The following is a 17,024-nucleotide window of genomic DNA, read 5'->3' on the forward strand; positions in this document are numbered from 1 at the left end:
ACCAGTGCATTTTACACCATTTTTTCGGATGTTTTGCAACCACCGAACGGTGTCGGGGAGAAACCCGACCGCAGGCGGAACCGGGACCGCGGCTAATAGAGGCGGTTTTCGGCGAAGATGGCCCGCAGGCGATAGGAGAGGTGCGTGTTGCGGTTGCCCGAGGTGGCGTTGTTCAGGCCGATCCGGAAGGCCCGGTCCGAACCGATGAGCACGGCCAGTTCTCGGGCCCGGGTCAGGCCGGTGTAGAGCAGGTTGCGCTGGAGCAGCAGAAAGTGCTGGGTGACGATGGGCATGACCACGGCCGGGTACTCGCTGCCCTGGGACTTGTGCACGCTGACCGCATAGGCCAGGCCGAGTTCGTCCAGGTCCGAGGATTCGAAGTGGACGTTGTTGCCGTCGAACTCCGCCATCAGCTCATGGCTTTCGGTGTCGACTTCGACGATCCAGCCCAGGTCGCCGTTGAAGACTTCCTTGTCGTAGTTGTTTTTGAGCTGGATAACCCGGTCGCCCTCGCGGAAGGTGGCGAACTTGCGCTTGAGCTCGCGCACGCCCGGTCCCGGCGGATTGAGCCGGGCCTGGAGGGCCGCATTCAGGGCCTGGGTCCCCACGTCCCCCTTGTGCATGGGGGTGAGTACCTGGATGTCGCGCAGGGGGTCGAGCCCGTACCGCTCGGGGATGCGCTCGCAGACCGAATCCAGGATGAGCTTCTGGACCTTGACCGGGTCCTCCTGGGGAATCCAGTAGAAGTCGGCCTCGGGCGGCGGGCACGGGTGCTGGCGCGGAAACTTGCCCTCGTTGATGCGGTGGGCGTTGACCACGATGAAGCTCTCCTGGGCCTGGCGGAAGATGTGCGTCAGCACGGCGCACGGCACCTTTCCGGAATCGATCAGATCGCCCAGGACGTTGCCCGGCCCCACGCTGGGCAACTGGTTCACGTCGCCCACCAGGATCAGGCGGCAGGTGTGCGGCAGGGCCCGCAGGATGGAGACGAAGAGCTGGGCGTCCACCATGGAGGCCTCGTCCACCACCAGGACGTCGGCCTTGAGCTTCTGGTCCTCGCAGTAGTAGAACCCGCCCTCGGGCTGGAACTGGAGCATGCGGTGCACGGTCTTGGCCGGATGCCCGGTGGCCTCGGCCATGCGCTTGGCCGCCCGTCCGGTGGGCGCGGCCTGCTTGATCTTGAGGCCCAACTCCTTGAGGGTCAGCAGGATCGCTTTGGTGATGGTCGTCTTGCCCGTGCCGGGTCCGCCGGTGATGATGAAGACCTTGTTGGAGCACGCCTCGAAGACCGCCTCGCGCTGCTCCTCGGACAGGGTGAAGCCGAGCTTGTCCTCGACCTTGGGCAGGGTCTTGTCGATCTTTTTTCGTGAAATGGGCGTGGGATGGCTGATGAGCTGGTACAGTCGCTGGGTGGTCTCGTTCTCGTAGTGGAAGAAATACATGAGGTAGACCGCTTCGGAGATGCCCTGCTCGGACAGGTCCTCGATGCGGACGCGCTTCTTCTCCTCCAGGCCGAACAGGGCCAGCTCCAGCTTGTCATAGTCCGTGGTGTCGAGCATGCGGGCCACGTCCTCGAGCAGCTTGGGCTTGGGAATGAACAGATGGCCGTTGCGCTCGCAGGAGGTCAGCAGGGTGTAGGCCAGAGCCGCCTCCAGCCGTTGCGTGCAGTCCGGGGCAAATCCGAGCTTCATGGCCATGTGGTCGGCGGTCTTGAAGCCCACGCCCCGGATCTCGTAGGCCAGGTCGTAGGGATTCTCCCTCAGCTTGGCCTCGGCCTGGGCCCCATAGAGGTGAAATATCTTGCCCGCGAAGGTGGTCGGCACATGGTGGGACTGGAGGAAGACCAGCAGGTTTTTGATCTCGCGCTGGCGGCCCCAGGACTCGATGATGTCCTTGAGCTTGTTCTTGGAGATGCCCTTGATCCTGAGGAGCTGTTCCGGGTCCTCGTCCAACAGGTCCAGGACGCCGATGCCGAACTCCTCCACGATGAGGGTGGCGGTCTTCTCCCCCACTCCCTTGATGGACGACTGCAGGAAACGGATGACTCCGTTCTCGGTGGCGGGCCGGGCCTGCTCGAAGGTGGCCACCTCGAACTGGCGGCCGAACTTGGGGTGCACGATCCACCGGCCCCGAAGATTCAAGGTCGCGCCCCCGGCCAGCTCGCCGAGGATGCCGACGATGGTGATCTGGCCCGGCTCGTTCTTGGCCCGGACCCGGACGATGGAGTAGCCGTTCTCCTTGTTGTGATAGATGGTGCTGACGACTTCGACGTCGTTCAGGCTGGTCAATTGTTCGTCGCTCATGCGGATTCCCGGTTACATCTTCTGCCGATGAACCAGGGACTGCTTGAGGGTCTCCTTGTCCATGAACTTGACTTCGGCCCCGATGGGGATGCCCTGGGCCAGGCGGGTCACCGAGACCTCGGGGAACTCGGACTCCACCAGGTTCTTGACGTAGGAGGCCGTGGCTTCGGCGTCCAGGGTGGCGCCCAGGGCGAGGATCATCTCCTCGAAATCGCCCGAGGCGAGCCTGCGCCGCAGCCGGTCGATCTCGAGCTGGCCGGGGTCCACGCCGTCGAGGGGGGACAGCAGCCCGCCGAGGACCAGATACTTGCCCCGATAGATGCCCATCTCCTCCATGGCCAGAAGCGCGTCCCACTCGGGCACCAGGCAGAGCTGCCCGGTGTCGCGGGAGGAATCGCCGCAGATGGCGCAGGGGCTGGACTCGGCCAGGCAGGCACAGTCCTCGCAGAGGCAGAGCCGCTCGCGCAGCTCGATGATGGACTGCCCCACCCCGGCGGCCCGCTCGCGGGGCATCTTGAGCAGAGTCAAGGCGATGCGCAGGGCGGATTTGGGGCCGATGCCGGGCAGGCTCGACAGTTGCTCGACCACTTCCTTGAGCGGTCCGGGAAGATTCTGCAATGCGACTCCTTGAAGAAAAACGGCGTCCAAAGGCGAACGGGCGGCACGGACGGTAATCCGGGCCGCCGCAGCGCGCCTGACATCGGGCGACCGTTAGAACATGCCGGGGATGGACAGGCCGCCGGTGACGCCCTTCATGGCCTCTTCCATCATTTCTTTGGACTTCTTGATGGCCTCGTTGGCCGCGGTCATTACCAGATCCTGGAGCATCTCCACGTCGCCCGACTCCATGACGGACGGCTCGATGCGCACCTCGGTCACCTCCTGGGCGCCGGTGACCTTGACGGTGACCATACCGCCGCCGCTGGACGCCTCGACTTCCTTGGCCTTGAGTTCGTCCTGGGCCTCGGTCATCTTGCGTTGCATGATCTGGGCCTGACGGAGCATCTCGTTCATGCCTTTCATTATATTCTCCTCGAGTCGTATACTTATTGTTTTCTGTGACTTACCGAAAGCAACTGGGCGTTGAAGGCCTCCATGACCCTGATCACGCCGGGATGCTTCTCCGCTTCTTCCATGAGTTGCCTGTCCGATTTGGGCTCGGCAATATCGCCTGTTTCCACGCGAACCTCAACCGTTGGGCCGAAAAATTCCCTGGTCAGGCCGTCAAGGGCTGCCAGCGTGGATTTCTCCTTGAGCTGCGAACACATCATCCGGGTCTTGCAGGTGATCCGCAGGGCGTCCTTCTCCCGTGTCCCTTCGGTCAGATGGAGCATGGACACCTTGACCCCGGCCTCGCCGTTGCGCGCCTCAACGAATTTGAGAAATCCCTCCCAGTCGCGCGGGCCGGGGATGGACGCGGCCGAGACGCGGGCCCGCCCGGACTCGGACAGGGGGGTGGCTTCGGACGGGCCGGCGGGCTCGGGTTCCGGCTCGGGCCGGGCCGGGGGCGCGGACTGCGCCTTGGACGGCACGAAACCGGACCCGCCGGGCTCCCGCGCCTCGTAATGCGGCGGCTGTCCCGACCGCGTGGGCGGCGCGGTCTGCGGCTGCGCGGGCTTCGGCGGTGCGGACGGCCTGGGGGCGGCCTGCGGCGGTGCGAACTGCCTGCCGCCGGAGGGCATCCCCCCCTGCCCCCCCTGCATGCCTGGCCCGCCCTGCATGCCGGGACCACCCTGTGCGGGGCCGGACTGCCCCCCACCCATGGGGGGCCGGGGCGTGCCGCCGGTGCGCGGAGTCATTGATTCCAAGTTGATCAGGTCCGGCAGGCTGGTCAGGTTGAGAAGCAGCAGTTCCAGGGCCAGGGCCGGTTCCAGGCTGGTCATGACCTTGCGCTGGCCGTCCAAGGTCATTTGCCAGCAGGCGTGGATGTGCGCGGGCTCGAACTTGTTCGCCCAGTCCATCCAGCCCGTGGCCTCCTCGCCGGACAGGCCGAGCAAGGGCAAGGCCTCCTCGCCCGCCTGCCTCAGCAGGAACATGTTGCGCCAGCAGTTGGTCAGCTCGCGCAGGAAGAATCCGAGGTCGAGCCCCTGGTCCAGGACCTGGCGCAGGACATACCCCACGGCCACCAGGTCGCGGGCGTGCATAGACTCCATGAGCCCGAAAAAGACGTCCTGACCCGCCAGCCCGAGGAAGCCGCGCACGTCGGCCTCCCTGAGCACGTCCTCGCCCATGGCCAGGGCCTGGCCGAGCAGGGACATGGAGTCGCGGACCGAGCCCGCGCCGCGCTTGGCGATGATGGATAGCGCGCCGGGTTCGTACTGGAGTCCCTCGAGATTCATGATCTTTTCGAGGTGTGCCACCAGTTCTGCCTGGGGCAGCATTTTGAAGGTGTAGTGCTGGCAGCGGCTGACGATGGTGGCCGGGAACTTGTGGTGCTCGGTGGTGGCCATGATGAAGGTCGCGCGCGGCGGCGGTTCCTCCAGCGTCTTGAGCAGCGCGTTGAAGGCCTCCTTGGTGAGCATGTGCGCCTCGTCGATGATGAACACCTTGTAGCGGCCGTCGATGGGTGCGTAGCCGATGTCCTCCTTGAGGCGGCGGGCGTCGTCGATGCCCCGGTTGGACGCGCCGTCGATCTCAATGACGTCCGGGGCCACGCCCGCGGTGATCTGGCGGCAGTGGTCGCACACGTTGCACGGTTCTCCCGTGGGCGCGTTCACGCAATTCAGCGCCTTGGCGAAGATGCGGGCGATGGTCGTCTTGCCCACGCCGCGGGTGCCGGAAAAGAGATAGGCGGGCGCGATCTTGTCCTGGGCGGCCGCCCGGGAGAGGATGGATTTGACCGCCTGCTGCCCCGCCACTTCCTCGAAGGTCTGGGGACGATACTTGGCCGTGAGGTTCGATGTGCTCATGGATGTGCCTGGGGCTGTGGCGCGGAATCGGCATTCGCCCGGAAAGATACATGGAAAAAGGGGAAACCCGACAATCCGCGCCGGATTTCCCCCTACTTACCAGATGATGAACCGGTTTTCTAGACTTTCTATCAAGCCTGGTAGCGGTGCAGCCAGTGCTCGTAGTCCGGGTTCTCGCCCTTGACGATCTTGAAGAACTCGGTCTGGAGCAGCTTGGCCACCGGCCCGGCCGTGCCGGTACCGATGGTGCGGCGGTCCACCGAGCTGATCGGGGTCAACTCGGCCGCGGTACCGGTGAAGAAGACTTCGTCGGCCACGTAGAGCATGTCGCGGGCGATGGGCTCCTCGCGGACCTCGTAGCCCAGATCACCCGCCAGGCTGATGATGGAGTCGCGGGTCAGGCCGCCGAGCACGCCGTCGAGGTGCGGGGTGTAGATGATGTCGTCGCGAACCAGGAAGATGTTCTCGCCGGTGCCCTCGGAAACGTGGCCCGTGGTGTCGAGCAGGATGGCCTCGTCATAGCCGTCGGCAATGGCCTCGTTCTTGGCCAGCACGGAGTTGACGTAGTTGCCCGCGGCCTTGGCCTTGACCATCATGACGTTGATGTGATGGCGGCTGAAGCTGCTGCACCGGACGTTGATGCCCTTCTCCAGGGCCTCTTCGCCCAGGTACGCGCCCCAAGGCCAGCAGGCGACGATCACGCGGGTCGGGTTGTCGCCGGGGTACACGCCCATGGCGCCCTCGCCCACGAAGGCCAGCGGACGGACGTAGGCCCCGGCCAGCTTGTTGCGCTTGAGGGTCTCGATGGCGGCCTCGGTCATCTCGTCGGCGGTGTAGGGCATCTTGATGCCCAGGATCTTGGCCGAATCGACGAAGCGGACCATATGGTCCTTCAGGCGGAAGACCTCGGAGGAGCCGTCCGCGCACTCGTAGGCGCGGATGCCTTCGAAGACCGCCGTGGCATAGTGCAGGGCGTGGGTCAGGACGTGGACGTTGGCCTCGTCCCAGGGAACCTGTTTGCCGTCGAACCAGATGGTTTCGGATTTCTGAACCATGAAAGATCTCCTTATGTATTTCGGCCTTCGGCCGTATATAGTCCTGATCGAAAGATGGACGCTAAAAAAAACTGACCGTGAGGTCAAGACACAACCGACAACTCGTTGATTGCGCCGCTTTGTCCGACCTACAATATCGGCCATTTTCATTTTGACAGTCCACACGGTGCAGAGTAAGAAATTTCCCTTGTACTAATACATTTTGAGGAGTTTTCCGCCATGTCCAAGTTTGCGAGAGTCGATCGACTGCCCCCCTATGTGTTCGCCCAGGTCAACGAACTCAAGATGAAGCTGCGCCACGCAGGCGCGGACATCATCGACCTGGGCATGGGCAACCCCGATGTGCCCACCCCCAAACCCATTCTCGACAAGCTGGCAGAGGCGGCATACAAGCCCGGCAACTCCAAGTATTCGGCATCCAAGGGAATCAAGGGCCTGCGCAAGGCCGTGCAGGACTGGTACTACCGCCGGTTCGACGTCACCCTGGACCGCGACAGCGAGATCTGCGTGACCATGGGCGCCAAGGAGGGTCTCGCCCACCTGGCCCTGGCCATGCTCTCCCCCGGCGATGTGGTCCTGGCCCCGGACCCGGCCTACCCCATCCACCCGTACGCCTCGATCATCGCGGGCGCGGACGTGCGCCGCGTGCCCATCGGCCCCGGCCAGGACTTCTTCGAGAACCTGGAGACGGCCGTCCGGCACACCTGGCCCAAGCCCAAGCTGCTGATCATCAATTTCCCGCACAACCCGACCACCCAGTGCGTGGACCTGGCCTTCTTCCAGCGCATCATCGACTTCGCCAAGGAGAACGAGCTGTACGTCATCCACGACCTGGCCTACGCGGACTTCGTCTTCGACGGGTACGAGGCCCCGAGCCTGATGCAGGCCGACGGCGCCAAGGACGTGGCCGTGGAATTCTTCTCCATGACCAAGAGCTACTCCATGGCCGGCATGCGCGTGGGCTACTGCGTGGGCAACCCGGACATGGTCAACGCCCTGACCCGTATCAAGAGCTACCTCGACTACGGCATCTATCAGCCCATCCAGATTGCGGCCGCCTGCGCCCTGAACGGCGATCTCGATGACTGCCCCAAATTCACCCGCGAGGAGATGGACCTGGCCGTCAAGGAGATCATGGCCGTGTACCAGGATCGGCGCGACGCCCTGTGCGAGGGCCTCAACCGCATCGGCTGGTGTGTTACCCCACCCAAGGCGACTATGTTCCTGTGGGCGCAGATTCCGGAGGAGTTCCGGCCCATGGGGTCCGTGGAATTCTCCAAAATGCTCCTGCAGGAAGCTGAAGTGGCCGTCTCTCCCGGCCTCGGATTCGGACAGTACGGCGACGACCACGTGCGCTTCAGCTTCGTGGAAAACCGCCACCGGACGAATCAGGCCGTGCGCAACTTGCGCAAATTCTTCTCAAAGGGGTAATTATGGATGTAATCAGACTCGGTCTCGGCGGATTCGGCACGGTCGGCTCGGGCCTGGCTAAGATATTGGACATGAATGCCGAACGCATTGAAAAGCGGCTCGGCAAGAAGATAGTGATCTCCAAGGTCCTGGTCAGGGACCTGACCAAGAAGCGGGCTTTCGATCCCGGCCCGGACGTGGTCTTCACCGACGACCCGGACGCACTGGTCAACGATCGGTCCGTGGACATCGTGGTGGAGCTCATGGGCGGCCTGGACACGGCCAGGGACCTCATGCTCAAGGCGTTCGCCGCGGGCAAACACGTGGTCACCGCCAACAAGCACCTTCTGGCGGAACACGGCCTGGAGCTTTTCCAGGCCGCGTCCGACAACGCGGTCGGGCTCCTGTTCGAGGCCAGCTGTGCGGGCGGCATCCCCATCGTCCAGACCCTCAAGGAGAGCCTGGCGGGCGACGAGATCGTCAAAATGCTCGGGATCATGAACGGCACGGCCAACTACATCCTGTCCGAGATGACCACCAAGGGCATGGACTTCGAAAGCGCCCTGGCCGACGCTCAGGACCTGGGCTACGCCGAGGCGGACCCGACCTTCGACATCGAAGGCTTCGACACGGCCCACAAGTTGTGCGTGCTCATCCGCATGGCCTACGGCGTGGACTATCCCCTGGCCGACCTGCCCGTGCAGGGCATCACCAGCGTGACGCCCATGGACATCGAGTTCGCCCGCGAGTTCGGCTACCGCATCAAGCTGCTGGCCCACGTCGAGGACGTGCACGGCAAGCTCGAAGCAGGCGTGCATCCGGCCCTGGTGCCCTACACCTACCTGCTGGCCAGGGTGGGCGGCAACTACAACGCCGTGCGCCTGGAAGGCAACGCAGTGGGGCCGATCATGCTCCACGGCCAGGGTGCGGGCGACCTGCCCACCGGTTCCGCCGTGCTGGCGGACATTATGAACCTGGTGCGCAAGATCAGCGACGGCTGCACCGGCCCGGACAACACCGGCTTCCACAACCAGCCGCTCCCGAAGGCGAAGATCCTCCCACCCGAGGAATCCGAGTCCAAGTACTATTTCCGCTTCACCGTGGCCGACCGCACCGGCGTCATGGCCGCCATCACCCGGTCCATGGCCGACCACAACGTGTCCATCGCCCAGGCGGTGCAGAAAGGCGAATCCGGGGCCGAGGGCATCCCGCTGGTGATCATCACCCACGAGACCTCGGCCCGCGACGCGGACGCGGTCCTGGCCGAGATCGATGCCATGGACTTCTCGGTGGAGCCCTGCGTCAAATTCCGAATCCTGTAAGACGGACCATACATGAAACTTCTCTATCTCATTGCGGACGGCATGGGCGGCTGGCCCCTGGACGAACTGGGCGGACAGACCACTATGGAGGCCGCGGTCACGCCGAACATGGACGAACTGGCCGCCACCGGCACGGTCGGCCTGGCCCAAACCGTGCCCGAGGGCATGGCTCCCGGCTCGGACGTGGCCAACATGGCCCTGCTCGGCTTCGACCCGGCCACCTACCACACCGGGCGCGGGCCCATCGAGGCGGCCGCCCAGGGGCTTGAGCTCGGACCGGACGACCTGGTCTGGCGGCTCAACCTGGTCACGGTCTCCAAGCTGACCATCGACGGGGTCATGCGCGACTACTCTTCAGGCCACATCGCCTCGGAGATATCCCGCCCCCTGGTGGAGAAACTCCAGGAGAAGCTCGGCAACGAGACCTATACCTTTTATCCCGGTATCCAGTACCGCCACCTGCTGGTTCAAAAGGACGGCGCCCTGACCGACGACGCAGGGCTGTTCATCAACCCGCCCCACGACATCACGGACAAGCCCATCAAGCTCGACCTGCGCGCCTTTTCCCGTAGCCCGAACCTGTGGGACCTGCTCTTCGAGGCCCGCGATCTGCTGGCCGATAGATCCGTGAACCGTTCGGCGGCCAATTCCATCTGGCCATGGGGCCAGGGACGCCCCCTGAACCTGCCGAACTTCAAGGAGACCTTCGGACTCGACGGCGCGGTCATCTCGGCCGTGGACCTGATCAAGGGGCTCGGCTTCGCCTCCGGCATGACCGTCGTGGACGTGCCCGGCGTCACAGGGCTGCTCGACACCAACTACGAGGGCAAGGTGGACGCGGCGCTGAATTTTCTCAAGGACCACGACTTCGTCTTCGTACACCTGGAAGGCCCGGACGAGTGCGGCCACGGCGGTAGCGCCAGGGACAAGGTCGAGGCCATCTCCCGGTTCGACGCGCGCATCGTCGCCCCCCTGCGCGAGGCCCTCAAGGACGAAGAGACCGCCTGGATCGTGACCTGCGACCATTTCACGCCCATCAAGGAAAAGACCCACACCACGGATCCGGTGCCCTTCGTCCTCAACGGGCCGGGCTGCGCGTCCTCGGGGGTGGACGGATTCAGCGAAAAAAACGCCGCCTCGGGCCTGAAGCTGGAAAAGGGACACGAGCTGCTGGCCCACGCTCTCAAGACCTTCGGGATGAAGTGATGGCCCGCAAAGCGCCCTTCCCCGAACGCGACGGCTGGTACACGCACTACGTCTCCTACGGCGAGACCGACGCCATGGCCGTGGTCTACCATGCGGAATACCTGCACCTTTTCGAGCGCGCACGCAGCGCATTCATGCGCGAGACCGGCATCAGCTACCGCGTGGCCGAGGAGCGCGGCGTCATGCTGCCCGTGCGCGAGGCCAACTGCCGCTATCGCATCCCCATCCGCTACGACGAACGCATCCACGTGCGCTGCGGCATCTCCAAGTGGGGCCGCGCCTCGGTGGAATTCGTCTATGAGATCTGGAACGACGACAAGACCGTGCTCCACGCCACGGGTATGACCGGCCACGCCTGCGTCAATCTAGCGGGCAAGCCGGTAGCCATCCCGGACTGGCTGCGGGAATTGTTTCAATAACTACGCTGGATTGTAACCTATTTTTTCTATTTCATTCAAACAAACGTTTACATTCCCGGAGTTGTCCGAGTAGACTTCCGCCATGCGAATAGACATACATACCCACGCGTTTCACAATAAGATCGCCGACAAGGCGGTGGGACACCTGGAGTCCCACTACGGCATCACCCCGGTGGGGACGGGCAAGGCAGACGACCTCATCGCCCGCCTGGACCGGGCGGGCCTGGACAAGGCCGTGGTGCTCGCCGCCGCCACCTCGCCCCACCAGGTCGTCCCGGCCAACAACTGGGCCATCGAATTGCAGAAGACCGCGCCCCGGCTCATCCCCTTCGGCACCCTGCACCCGGGCTACGACCGCAACGCCGAGGAACTGGAACGGCTCGCGGAAAACGGCATCCGGGGACTCAAGTTCCATCCCGACTTCCAAGGGTTCCGCATGGACGATTCCGCGTTCTACGACCTGATGGAGCTGGTCGACGAGCGGTTCATCTGCATGTTCCACGTGGGTGACGACCTGCCGCCCGACCTGAACCCGTCCTGCCCGAAGAAGATGGCCGCCCTGCGCAGGGCCTTTCCCAAGCCAGTCATGATCGCGGCCCACATGGGCGGCCTCAAGCAGTGGGAATACGCCATGGAGCATCTGGCGGGCCTGGACGTGTTCGTGGATTGCTCAAGCGTCATGGACTTCGTGGACGACGACTTGCTGAAACGGCTGGTAGACGCCTTCACGCCGGACCGCATCCTGTTCGGCAGTGACTACCCCCTGTACGACGCGGAACATGAGATACGCCGCATTACCCGGCGTCTGGGCCTCTCCGAGGAACGTCTTGACGCTTTTTTGAACCGCGCGGGCAGGCTTTTCAGTTAAAAAATCCCGTTTTTCCCATTTTTGCGTTGATAAAACGGCCAATGCAGGGATAGATTAGCCCTATTGTTCCACCAACGTTATTCGGAGTTCAGCATGTCCGCATTGTTGAGGCTGCTCGCCACCTGCATCCTGATCCTGTCCCTGGCGGGATGCATGACCACCAGCTACAAGATCACCACCACGGACGGGCAGACATACATCGCCAAGGACAATCCCGTGTATGACGTGGGCTCCGACACCTATGCCTTCACCGACGAGAACGGCGAACAGGTGACCCTCGGTAAACAGGAAATCAAGCTCATCAAGGAACAGTAGGCTGTTGATATCCAAAAGCCCCGGCAGGACCGGGGCTTTTTTCTTGGCGGCCTAGGTGAACAGGCACAAGTCGCACTGGCTCGCGTACTTGATGAACTCCTCGGCGGACCAGACCTCCACCCCTTCCACGAAATCCTCCTGCTTGAGCTTCATCATCGACATAGTCATGTGGCAGGCCACGAACTTTACCCCCTCAAGCTGGGCCATCTCGAACATCTCCGCAGCGTCCGGGATGTTGGCCTCGGTCATCCACTTCTTCATCATGTTGGTGGCCAGATGCGGCATGCCCGGGATGGCGCCCATGGCCCCCTCCGGGTAGAACTTCAACTTCTCGATGCCGCCGGGCCGGATCACGTCAATACCCATGAAGGTGTAGAAAATGGTCGCGTCGTTGCCGAGCCGGACCGAATTGAGCGCCATGACCAGCGCGGGCATGGCACCGTCCAGGGTTCCGCGGGAGGTGATGAAGGCGTGCTTCTGCTTCATCCCGTCGGTTTTCGTTTCGTCGGACATGACATCCTCCTTAATGTTGTTAATGATATGAACTATTCCCTCAAAAAAAATTACGCCATCATATCCTTGACCGACTTCATGTGTCGCGAGAGCAGGGACAGGGCGTGGAGCAACTCCCCGCGCTGTTCATCGCTGAACTGCTCAAGCACGGTTCGGTGCACCTCGAAGCGGAACCGACCGATCTCCTTGAGCAGCAGTCCGCCCGCCGGGGTCAGGGACAGGAGCTTGATGCGCGAATCCGCGGGATCGGGCCGGGACGCCAGCAACTTCCGTTTGACAAGGGACGAGACAAGCTTGGTCACCCGGCTCTTGGCCACGTTCAGGCGGTAGGCCAGGGTCTTGGCCGTCAGGTAACGCTCCCCTTCGAATTGCATGAGGCAGCGCAGTTCCGCGTCAGGCAGGCCGAACCGTTCGCTCTGGTATTGCAGCCGTTCCTGGCAGCACTGAAAGATGGCGGCCACCAGATGCTGGAACTCGGACACGTCCCGTTTTGGTATAAAAGTGTCGGTATTTTTGTTCATAGTATTAACTATGCCCATCCCGCCTGAAAAGTCAAGCGGCGGCGAATCCGAAAAAAAGCCCCTCCTCGCCGAAGCGCGGAGGGGTCTTCCTGCGCACGATGCGCGGTCGTCATCCCAGGTCCGGAACGGCTCCCTTGTTCTCGCGCGCCCCGCTGCCCGAAGAGAGCTTGCGCTCCAGGGCGTTGAACAGGCGGGAAAAGCCGAAGGTCAGCACCAGATAGATGCACCCCACTCCCACCAGGAACGGCACGTAGGTGTAATACCGCGCGCCCAGCACCTTGGCGGTGAACATGAGTTCGGCCACGCCGATGGTCGAGATGAGCGACGAGTCCTTGAGCAGGACGATCAGTTCGTTGCCCAAGGGCGGAATCATCCGCTTGAGGGCCTGGGGCAGGATCACGTGGAACATGGCCTGGGTGTGGGACAATCCGGTGCCGCGCGCGGCCTCCATCTGGCCCTTGTTGATGGACTGGATGCCCGCGCGGATAATCTCGGCGTTGTACGCCCCGCTGTTGATGCCCAGCGCCACGATGCCGGTGATCAGCGGATCGGGGGTGAACCCCTCACCCGTGGCCAGCATGTAGAGTTGCGGGAAGCCGAGATAGAAGAAGAATATCTGGAGCAGCATCGGGGTGCCCCGGATGACCTGGATGTAGGCATCGGCGATCACCCGTATCTGAACGCGGCGGCTGATGCGCCCGGTCCCGGCCAGGATGCCGAGGACGAGCCCCAGGGCCAAGGCCCCGAAGGTCACCTGCAGGGTGATCCAGGCCCCGTGCAGGAGCATGTCCTGGTGTTTGAAGAGCAGGGAAAAATCCATCGCCAAAACTCCTGAAAAAAGGGCCGGGGACGCACGCCCCCGGCCCGGTTGCGGCTAGACTAGAGATTCCACTTCTTGACGATGGCGGCGTAGGTGCCGTCCGCCTTCACCGCTTCCAGCGCCTTGTTCAGGGCCTGGAGTAGGTCGTCGTTGCCCTTGCGGGTGATCATGGCGAATTCCTCGAAGGACAGGGGCTCGCCAGCGCGCTTGAACTTGCCCTGCTTGACGAACTCGTCGGCCACGGAGATGTCGGCGATGACCGCGTCGGCGACCTTGTTGTTGAGCATCATGAAGGCGATGTTGTAGCTCTCGGGCTTGACCACTTCCGCGCCCTCGATCTTGTCGGCCTCCTGCTCGCCGGTGGTGCCGAGCTGGACCGCGATCTTCCGGCCCTTGAGGTCGGCGGCGGACTTGATGTCCGAGTCGTTGCGCACCACGATGACCTGCCCGCTGGCGATGTAGGGGGCGGAGAAGCTGACCTGTTCGGCGCGCTCGGGAGAGATGGAGAAGCCGGACATGCCCATGTCCACCTGGCCGCTCTGGGTGGCGGTGACGATGGCGGCGAAGTCCATGGTCACCCACTTGACCTTGACGCCCATCTTGGCGGTGATGGCCTTGAGCAGGTCCACGTCGAAGCCGACGCGCTCACCGTTGTCGCCGATGGATTCGAACGGAGGGTAGTCCGGGGAGTTGCCCACGGTGATGACGCCCTCTTTCTTGATCTTGTCCAGGGTGGTTCCGGCCTGGGCGACGGTGGTCAGCGCGCACAGCGAAAGGATCGCAGCGAGCACGATCATCATGCGCATTTTGTTGAACTTCATATCTTTCTCCTTGCTGAACGATTAATAGGATTAATCCGGTCGGGGAACCGGGAAATGCATTTTCTCCTGCGGGAGGCCGGGCTAATCGACGATGCCGGCCATGAGGGGGCCGATCTTGCGGGCGATGTCCTTGTCGGTGTTGTTCAGGACACCCAGGATCTTGCCCCGGTAGATGACCGCCACGCGGTCCGCCAGTTGCAAGGCTTCGTTGAGGTCGCCGGTGACCAGCAGCACTCCGGCCATGGACCGGGTCTCGAGCAGCCGGTTCCAGACCTCCTCGGTGGCGGACACGTCCAGCCCCTGGGTGGGCTGTTCAGCCACTATGAGCTTGGGCTCGCGGTAGAGTTCCCGGGCCAGGACGGCCTTTTGCAGGTTGCCGCCCGAGAGCTGCCAGGCCAGGGCGTGGATGCGGCCGGGGCGGATGTCGAACTTCTCGATGAGCCGGGTGGTGTGCTTGGCGGCCTTCTTCTTGTCCAGCCACAGTCCCTTGGCAAACCCCTTGCGTGTGGTCAGGAGCAGGTTGTCCACCAGGTTCTGGTTGGGCAGTGTGGCCAGGCCGAGCCGGTCCTCGGGGATGTAGCACATGGACCGGTTCCAGGTGGATTCGGCGAAGAATTGCCGCCACGGCTTGCCCATGATGAAGACCGTGTCTTGCGGCGGTTTGGTCAGGCCGGTGACGGCCTCGACCAGCGCCTTCTGGCCGTTGCCCGCCACGCCCACCAGGGCCACGATCTCGCCCCTGCGCACGTCCAGGTCGATCTCGTCAAGGCCCAGGCCCGTAAGATTCCTGATCTCCAGGACCTTGTCGCCGATCTCGGCGGGCTGCCGGTCCACTTCGAGCAGGACCTCCTTGCCGACCATGCGCGAGGCAAGGTCCGCCTTGGACTCGATGGATTCCGGGGCCAGCTCGCCCTCGATGCGGCCGCGCCGCAGGATGGCGATGTCGTCGGCCAGGGCGATGACCTCCTCCAGCTTGTGGGAGATGAAGATGATCGCCTTGCCCTGCTCGGTCATGCGCCACAGGGCCTCGAAAAGATTGCGGGTCTCCTCCGGGGTGAGGACCGCCGTGGGCTCGTCGAAAATGAGGATGCGGCTCTCGCGGTACAGGAGCTTCAGGATCTCGACCAGTTGCCGCTCGCCCATGGACAGCTCGCAGATGCGCGCGCCCGGATCGATGTTCAGCCCGTAGCCTTCGGCCAGTTCGCTCACGCGGTGCTCCATCTCGCGCGAAGAAACGAAGAAGCCGCCCTCCTGGCCGAGCAGGACGTTCTCGGCCACGGTCATGGAGTCCACGAGCATGAAATGCTGGTAGACCATGCCGATGCCCGCCCGGATGGCGTCCTTGGAGGAGGTGAAGCGCACGGGCTCGCCGTCCACCTCGATGGTCCCCTCATCCGGCTTGTAGCGGCCCGCCAGCATGGACATCATGGTCGACTTGCCCGCCCCGTTCTCGCCGAGCAGGGCCTTGATGCGGCCTGGATAGACGTCCAGGGTGATGGCGTCGTTGGCCAAGACCTTGCCGAACCGCTTGGTCAATCCCTTGAGGCTGACCAGGGGACGCGTGCCCTCGGGAATGGGCCGGGTGCGCATCGGCCGGACGAACATCGTCTCGCTCATCCCCCTAACCCTCCGGCTCGATGTTGGTGCCGAGCGCGGCGGGCGCGTCGATACGGCGGCCCCGCCAGGCGGACAGGATCAGGACCAGGATGGTCAGCAGGTACGGGAGCATGAGCAGCAGTGAGGACGGCAGGTGCGTTCCTGCGGCCTGGAGCCGCAACTGGAAGGCCATGACCCCGCCGAAGAGGTACGCGCCGGCCACGGCCCGGCCCGGACGCCAGAAGGCGAAAATGACCAGGGCCACCGCGATCCAACCGCGCCCGCCGGACAGGCCGTTGGTCCACAAGTGGGTGTAGGCCAGGGACAGGTACGCCCCGCCGAGACCGACCAGGAACCCGCCGGCGATGACCGCGAAGTAGCGAAGCCGGATGGGCTTCAGACCCGCAGCGGCGGCTGCGGCGGGCATCTCGCCCGTGGCCGCTACGTGCAGGCCGAGGCTGGTCCGCTTGAAAAAGAACCAGAATAGGACCGGGATCACGAAGGAGACGTAGACCAGCATGTCATGTTTGAAGAAGATGTCGCCCAGCACCGGTATCTGCGAAAGAAGCGGAAAATTGAAGGGGTCGAAACCGGGAGCGGCCAGGCCGACGTAAGGCACGCCGAGAAAATGGGTCAGGCCCCCGCCCAGGATGGTCAGGGCCAGGCCGGAGACCACCTGGTTGCCCAGGCAGGAGACGCAGACAAAGGCATGCAGGGAGGCCATGACCATCCCGGCACAGCCGCCCGCCAGGAAGCCGAGCCACGGCGAGCCGGTGACGTAGCTGGCCCAGAAGGCCGCCAGGGCGGACACGGCCATCATGCCCTCCACGCCGAGGTTGAGCACCCCGCCCTTCTCGGTCATCATCTCGCCCAAGGTGGCGTACAGGATGGGGGTGCCGGACTGCACCGTGGCCGCGAACAAGGGTATGAGGAAATCCCACATGGC

The 17,024-nt window shown here is 63.6% G+C and carries 17 protein-coding genes; 6 read left to right on the forward strand and 11 right to left on the reverse strand.

Annotated features, from left to right (window positions below):
• Positions 1-92: 92 nt before the first annotated feature.
• From V8V93_RS12695 to V8V93_RS12715, 5 genes are all read right to left on the reverse strand, one after another.
• Entirely contained in the window at positions 93-2,303 is a 2,211-nt protein-coding gene (locus tag V8V93_RS12695; RefSeq protein WP_338666961.1) for an ATP-dependent RecD-like DNA helicase, read from the reverse strand.
• 12 nt (positions 2,304-2,315) lie between these two features.
• Complete coding sequence (gene recR / locus V8V93_RS12700; RefSeq protein ID WP_338666962.1) at positions 2,316-2,921, reverse strand: recombination mediator RecR; 606 nt, start codon at positions 2,919-2,921, stop codon at positions 2,316-2,318.
• 93 nt (positions 2,922-3,014) lie between these two features.
• Positions 3,015-3,326 (reverse strand): YbaB/EbfC family nucleoid-associated protein, encoded by a 312-nt coding sequence (locus tag V8V93_RS12705; protein WP_338666963.1) that lies wholly within the window; start codon positions 3,324-3,326, stop codon positions 3,015-3,017.
• A 23-nt stretch (positions 3,327-3,349) separates the two neighbouring features.
• A complete protein-coding gene (gene dnaX / locus V8V93_RS12710; RefSeq protein ID WP_338666964.1) occupies positions 3,350-5,212 on the reverse strand; it encodes a DNA polymerase III subunit gamma/tau in 1,863 nt (620 codons plus the stop codon).
• Positions 5,213-5,343: 131 nt separating this feature from the next.
• Positions 5,344-6,267, reverse strand: a complete 924-nt coding sequence (locus tag V8V93_RS12715) for a branched-chain amino acid transaminase (protein ID WP_338666965.1) — start codon at positions 6,265-6,267, stop codon at positions 5,344-5,346.
• Between the two features lie 219 nt (positions 6,268-6,486).
• Between V8V93_RS12715 and V8V93_RS12720 the strand changes: the two genes are divergently transcribed.
• The 6 genes from V8V93_RS12720 to V8V93_RS12745 all read left to right on the forward strand — a co-directional run bounded on the left by V8V93_RS12720 (position 6,487) and on the right by V8V93_RS12745 (position 11,807).
• The gene (locus V8V93_RS12720; RefSeq protein ID WP_338666966.1) at positions 6,487-7,698 is read left to right on the forward strand and encodes an aminotransferase class I/II-fold pyridoxal phosphate-dependent enzyme; all 1,212 of its coding nucleotides are present in this window, start codon (positions 6,487-6,489) and stop codon (positions 7,696-7,698) included.
• A gap of 2 nt (positions 7,699-7,700) precedes the next feature.
• Complete coding sequence (locus V8V93_RS12725) at positions 7,701-8,999, forward strand: homoserine dehydrogenase (protein ID WP_338666967.1); 1,299 nt, start codon at positions 7,701-7,703, stop codon at positions 8,997-8,999.
• Positions 9,000-9,011: 12 nt separating this feature from the next.
• Positions 9,012-10,205 carry a cofactor-independent phosphoglycerate mutase gene (locus tag V8V93_RS12730; RefSeq protein WP_338666968.1) on the forward strand — a complete coding sequence of 398 codons (1,194 nt, stop codon included), beginning with the start codon at positions 9,012-9,014 and terminating at the stop codon, positions 10,203-10,205.
• Positions 10,205-10,624: an acyl-CoA thioesterase gene (locus V8V93_RS12735; RefSeq protein ID WP_338666969.1), complete on the forward strand. Its 420-nt coding sequence runs from the start codon at positions 10,205-10,207 to the stop codon at positions 10,622-10,624. The genes V8V93_RS12730 and V8V93_RS12735 overlap by 1 nt, the downstream gene beginning before the upstream one ends.
• 82 nt (positions 10,625-10,706) lie before the next feature.
• The gene (locus V8V93_RS12740; protein WP_338666970.1) at positions 10,707-11,492 is read left to right on the forward strand and encodes an amidohydrolase family protein; all 786 of its coding nucleotides are present in this window, start codon (positions 10,707-10,709) and stop codon (positions 11,490-11,492) included.
• A 93-nt stretch (positions 11,493-11,585) separates the two neighbouring features.
• Positions 11,586-11,807, forward strand: a complete 222-nt coding sequence (locus tag V8V93_RS12745) for a YgdI/YgdR family lipoprotein (RefSeq protein WP_338666971.1) — start codon at positions 11,586-11,588, stop codon at positions 11,805-11,807.
• A 51-nt stretch (positions 11,808-11,858) separates the two neighbouring features.
• On the opposite strand, the gene V8V93_RS12750 is transcribed toward V8V93_RS12745, so the two are convergent.
• The 6 genes from V8V93_RS12750 to V8V93_RS12775 form a co-directional block, all read right to left on the reverse strand.
• Positions 11,859-12,320 carry a DsrE/DsrF/DrsH-like family protein gene (locus V8V93_RS12750; RefSeq protein ID WP_338666972.1) on the reverse strand — a complete coding sequence of 154 codons (462 nt, stop codon included), beginning with the start codon at positions 12,318-12,320 and terminating at the stop codon, positions 11,859-11,861.
• A 50-nt stretch (positions 12,321-12,370) separates the two neighbouring features.
• Positions 12,371-12,841 carry a MarR family winged helix-turn-helix transcriptional regulator gene (locus tag V8V93_RS12755; protein WP_338666973.1) on the reverse strand — a complete coding sequence of 157 codons (471 nt, stop codon included), beginning with the start codon at positions 12,839-12,841 and terminating at the stop codon, positions 12,371-12,373.
• 109 nt (positions 12,842-12,950) lie between these two features.
• Positions 12,951-13,661 (reverse strand): amino acid ABC transporter permease, encoded by a 711-nt coding sequence (locus tag V8V93_RS12760; RefSeq protein WP_338666974.1) that lies wholly within the window; start codon positions 13,659-13,661, stop codon positions 12,951-12,953.
• A 59-nt stretch (positions 13,662-13,720) separates the two neighbouring features.
• Positions 13,721-14,482, reverse strand: coding sequence for a basic amino acid ABC transporter substrate-binding protein (locus tag V8V93_RS12765; protein WP_338666975.1), 762 nt, complete (start codon positions 14,480-14,482; stop codon positions 13,721-13,723).
• Positions 14,483-14,563: 81 nt separating this feature from the next.
• Positions 14,564-16,099: an ABC transporter ATP-binding protein gene (locus V8V93_RS12770; protein ID WP_338666976.1), complete on the reverse strand. Its 1,536-nt coding sequence runs from the start codon at positions 16,097-16,099 to the stop codon at positions 14,564-14,566.
• 4 nt (positions 16,100-16,103) lie between these two features.
• Positions 16,104-17,021, reverse strand: a complete 918-nt coding sequence (locus V8V93_RS12775) for an ABC transporter permease (RefSeq protein WP_338666977.1) — start codon at positions 17,019-17,021, stop codon at positions 16,104-16,106.
• Between the last annotated feature and the right edge of the window lie 3 nt (positions 17,022-17,024).

The sequence above is a fragment of the Pseudodesulfovibrio sp. 5S69 genome (assembly GCF_037094465.1).
Lineage (GTDB): Bacteria > Desulfobacterota > Desulfovibrionia > Desulfovibrionales > Desulfovibrionaceae > Pseudodesulfovibrio > Pseudodesulfovibrio methanolicus.

What these genes read in the sequence shown, in the direction of transcription:
- V8V93_RS12695 (WP_338666961.1), bottom strand. Translation starts at nt 2,303, where the DNA reads ATGAGCGACGAACAATTGACCAGCCTGAACGACGTCGAAGTCGTCAGC.
- V8V93_RS12705 (WP_338666963.1), bottom strand. Translation starts at nt 3,326, where the DNA reads ATGAAAGGCATGAACGAGATGCTCCGTCAGGCCCAGATCATGCAACGC.
- dnaX (WP_338666964.1), bottom strand. Translation starts at nt 5,212, where the DNA reads ATGAGCACATCGAACCTCACGGCCAAGTATCGTCCCCAGACCTTCGAG.
- V8V93_RS12715 (WP_338666965.1), bottom strand. Translation starts at nt 6,267, where the DNA reads ATGGTTCAGAAATCCGAAACCATCTGGTTCGACGGCAAACAGGTTCCC.
- V8V93_RS12720 (WP_338666966.1), top strand. Translation starts at nt 6,487, where the DNA reads ATGTCCAAGTTTGCGAGAGTCGATCGACTGCCCCCCTATGTGTTCGCC.
- V8V93_RS12725 (WP_338666967.1), top strand. Translation starts at nt 7,701, where the DNA reads ATGGATGTAATCAGACTCGGTCTCGGCGGATTCGGCACGGTCGGCTCG.
- V8V93_RS12730 (WP_338666968.1), top strand. Translation starts at nt 9,012, where the DNA reads ATGAAACTTCTCTATCTCATTGCGGACGGCATGGGCGGCTGGCCCCTG.
- V8V93_RS12735 (WP_338666969.1), top strand. Translation starts at nt 10,205, where the DNA reads ATGGCCCGCAAAGCGCCCTTCCCCGAACGCGACGGCTGGTACACGCAC.
- V8V93_RS12740 (WP_338666970.1), top strand. Translation starts at nt 10,707, where the DNA reads ATGCGAATAGACATACATACCCACGCGTTTCACAATAAGATCGCCGAC.
- V8V93_RS12745 (WP_338666971.1), top strand. Translation starts at nt 11,586, where the DNA reads ATGTCCGCATTGTTGAGGCTGCTCGCCACCTGCATCCTGATCCTGTCC.
- V8V93_RS12750 (WP_338666972.1), bottom strand. Translation starts at nt 12,320, where the DNA reads ATGTCCGACGAAACGAAAACCGACGGGATGAAGCAGAAGCACGCCTTC.
- V8V93_RS12755 (WP_338666973.1), bottom strand. Translation starts at nt 12,841, where the DNA reads ATGAACAAAAATACCGACACTTTTATACCAAAACGGGACGTGTCCGAG.
- V8V93_RS12760 (WP_338666974.1), bottom strand. Translation starts at nt 13,661, where the DNA reads ATGGATTTTTCCCTGCTCTTCAAACACCAGGACATGCTCCTGCACGGG.
- V8V93_RS12765 (WP_338666975.1), bottom strand. Translation starts at nt 14,482, where the DNA reads ATGAAGTTCAACAAAATGCGCATGATGATCGTGCTCGCTGCGATCCTT.
- V8V93_RS12770 (WP_338666976.1), bottom strand. Translation starts at nt 16,099, where the DNA reads ATGAGCGAGACGATGTTCGTCCGGCCGATGCGCACCCGGCCCATTCCC.
- V8V93_RS12775 (WP_338666977.1), bottom strand. Translation starts at nt 17,021, where the DNA reads ATGTGGGATTTCCTCATACCCTTGTTCGCGGCCACGGTGCAGTCCGGC.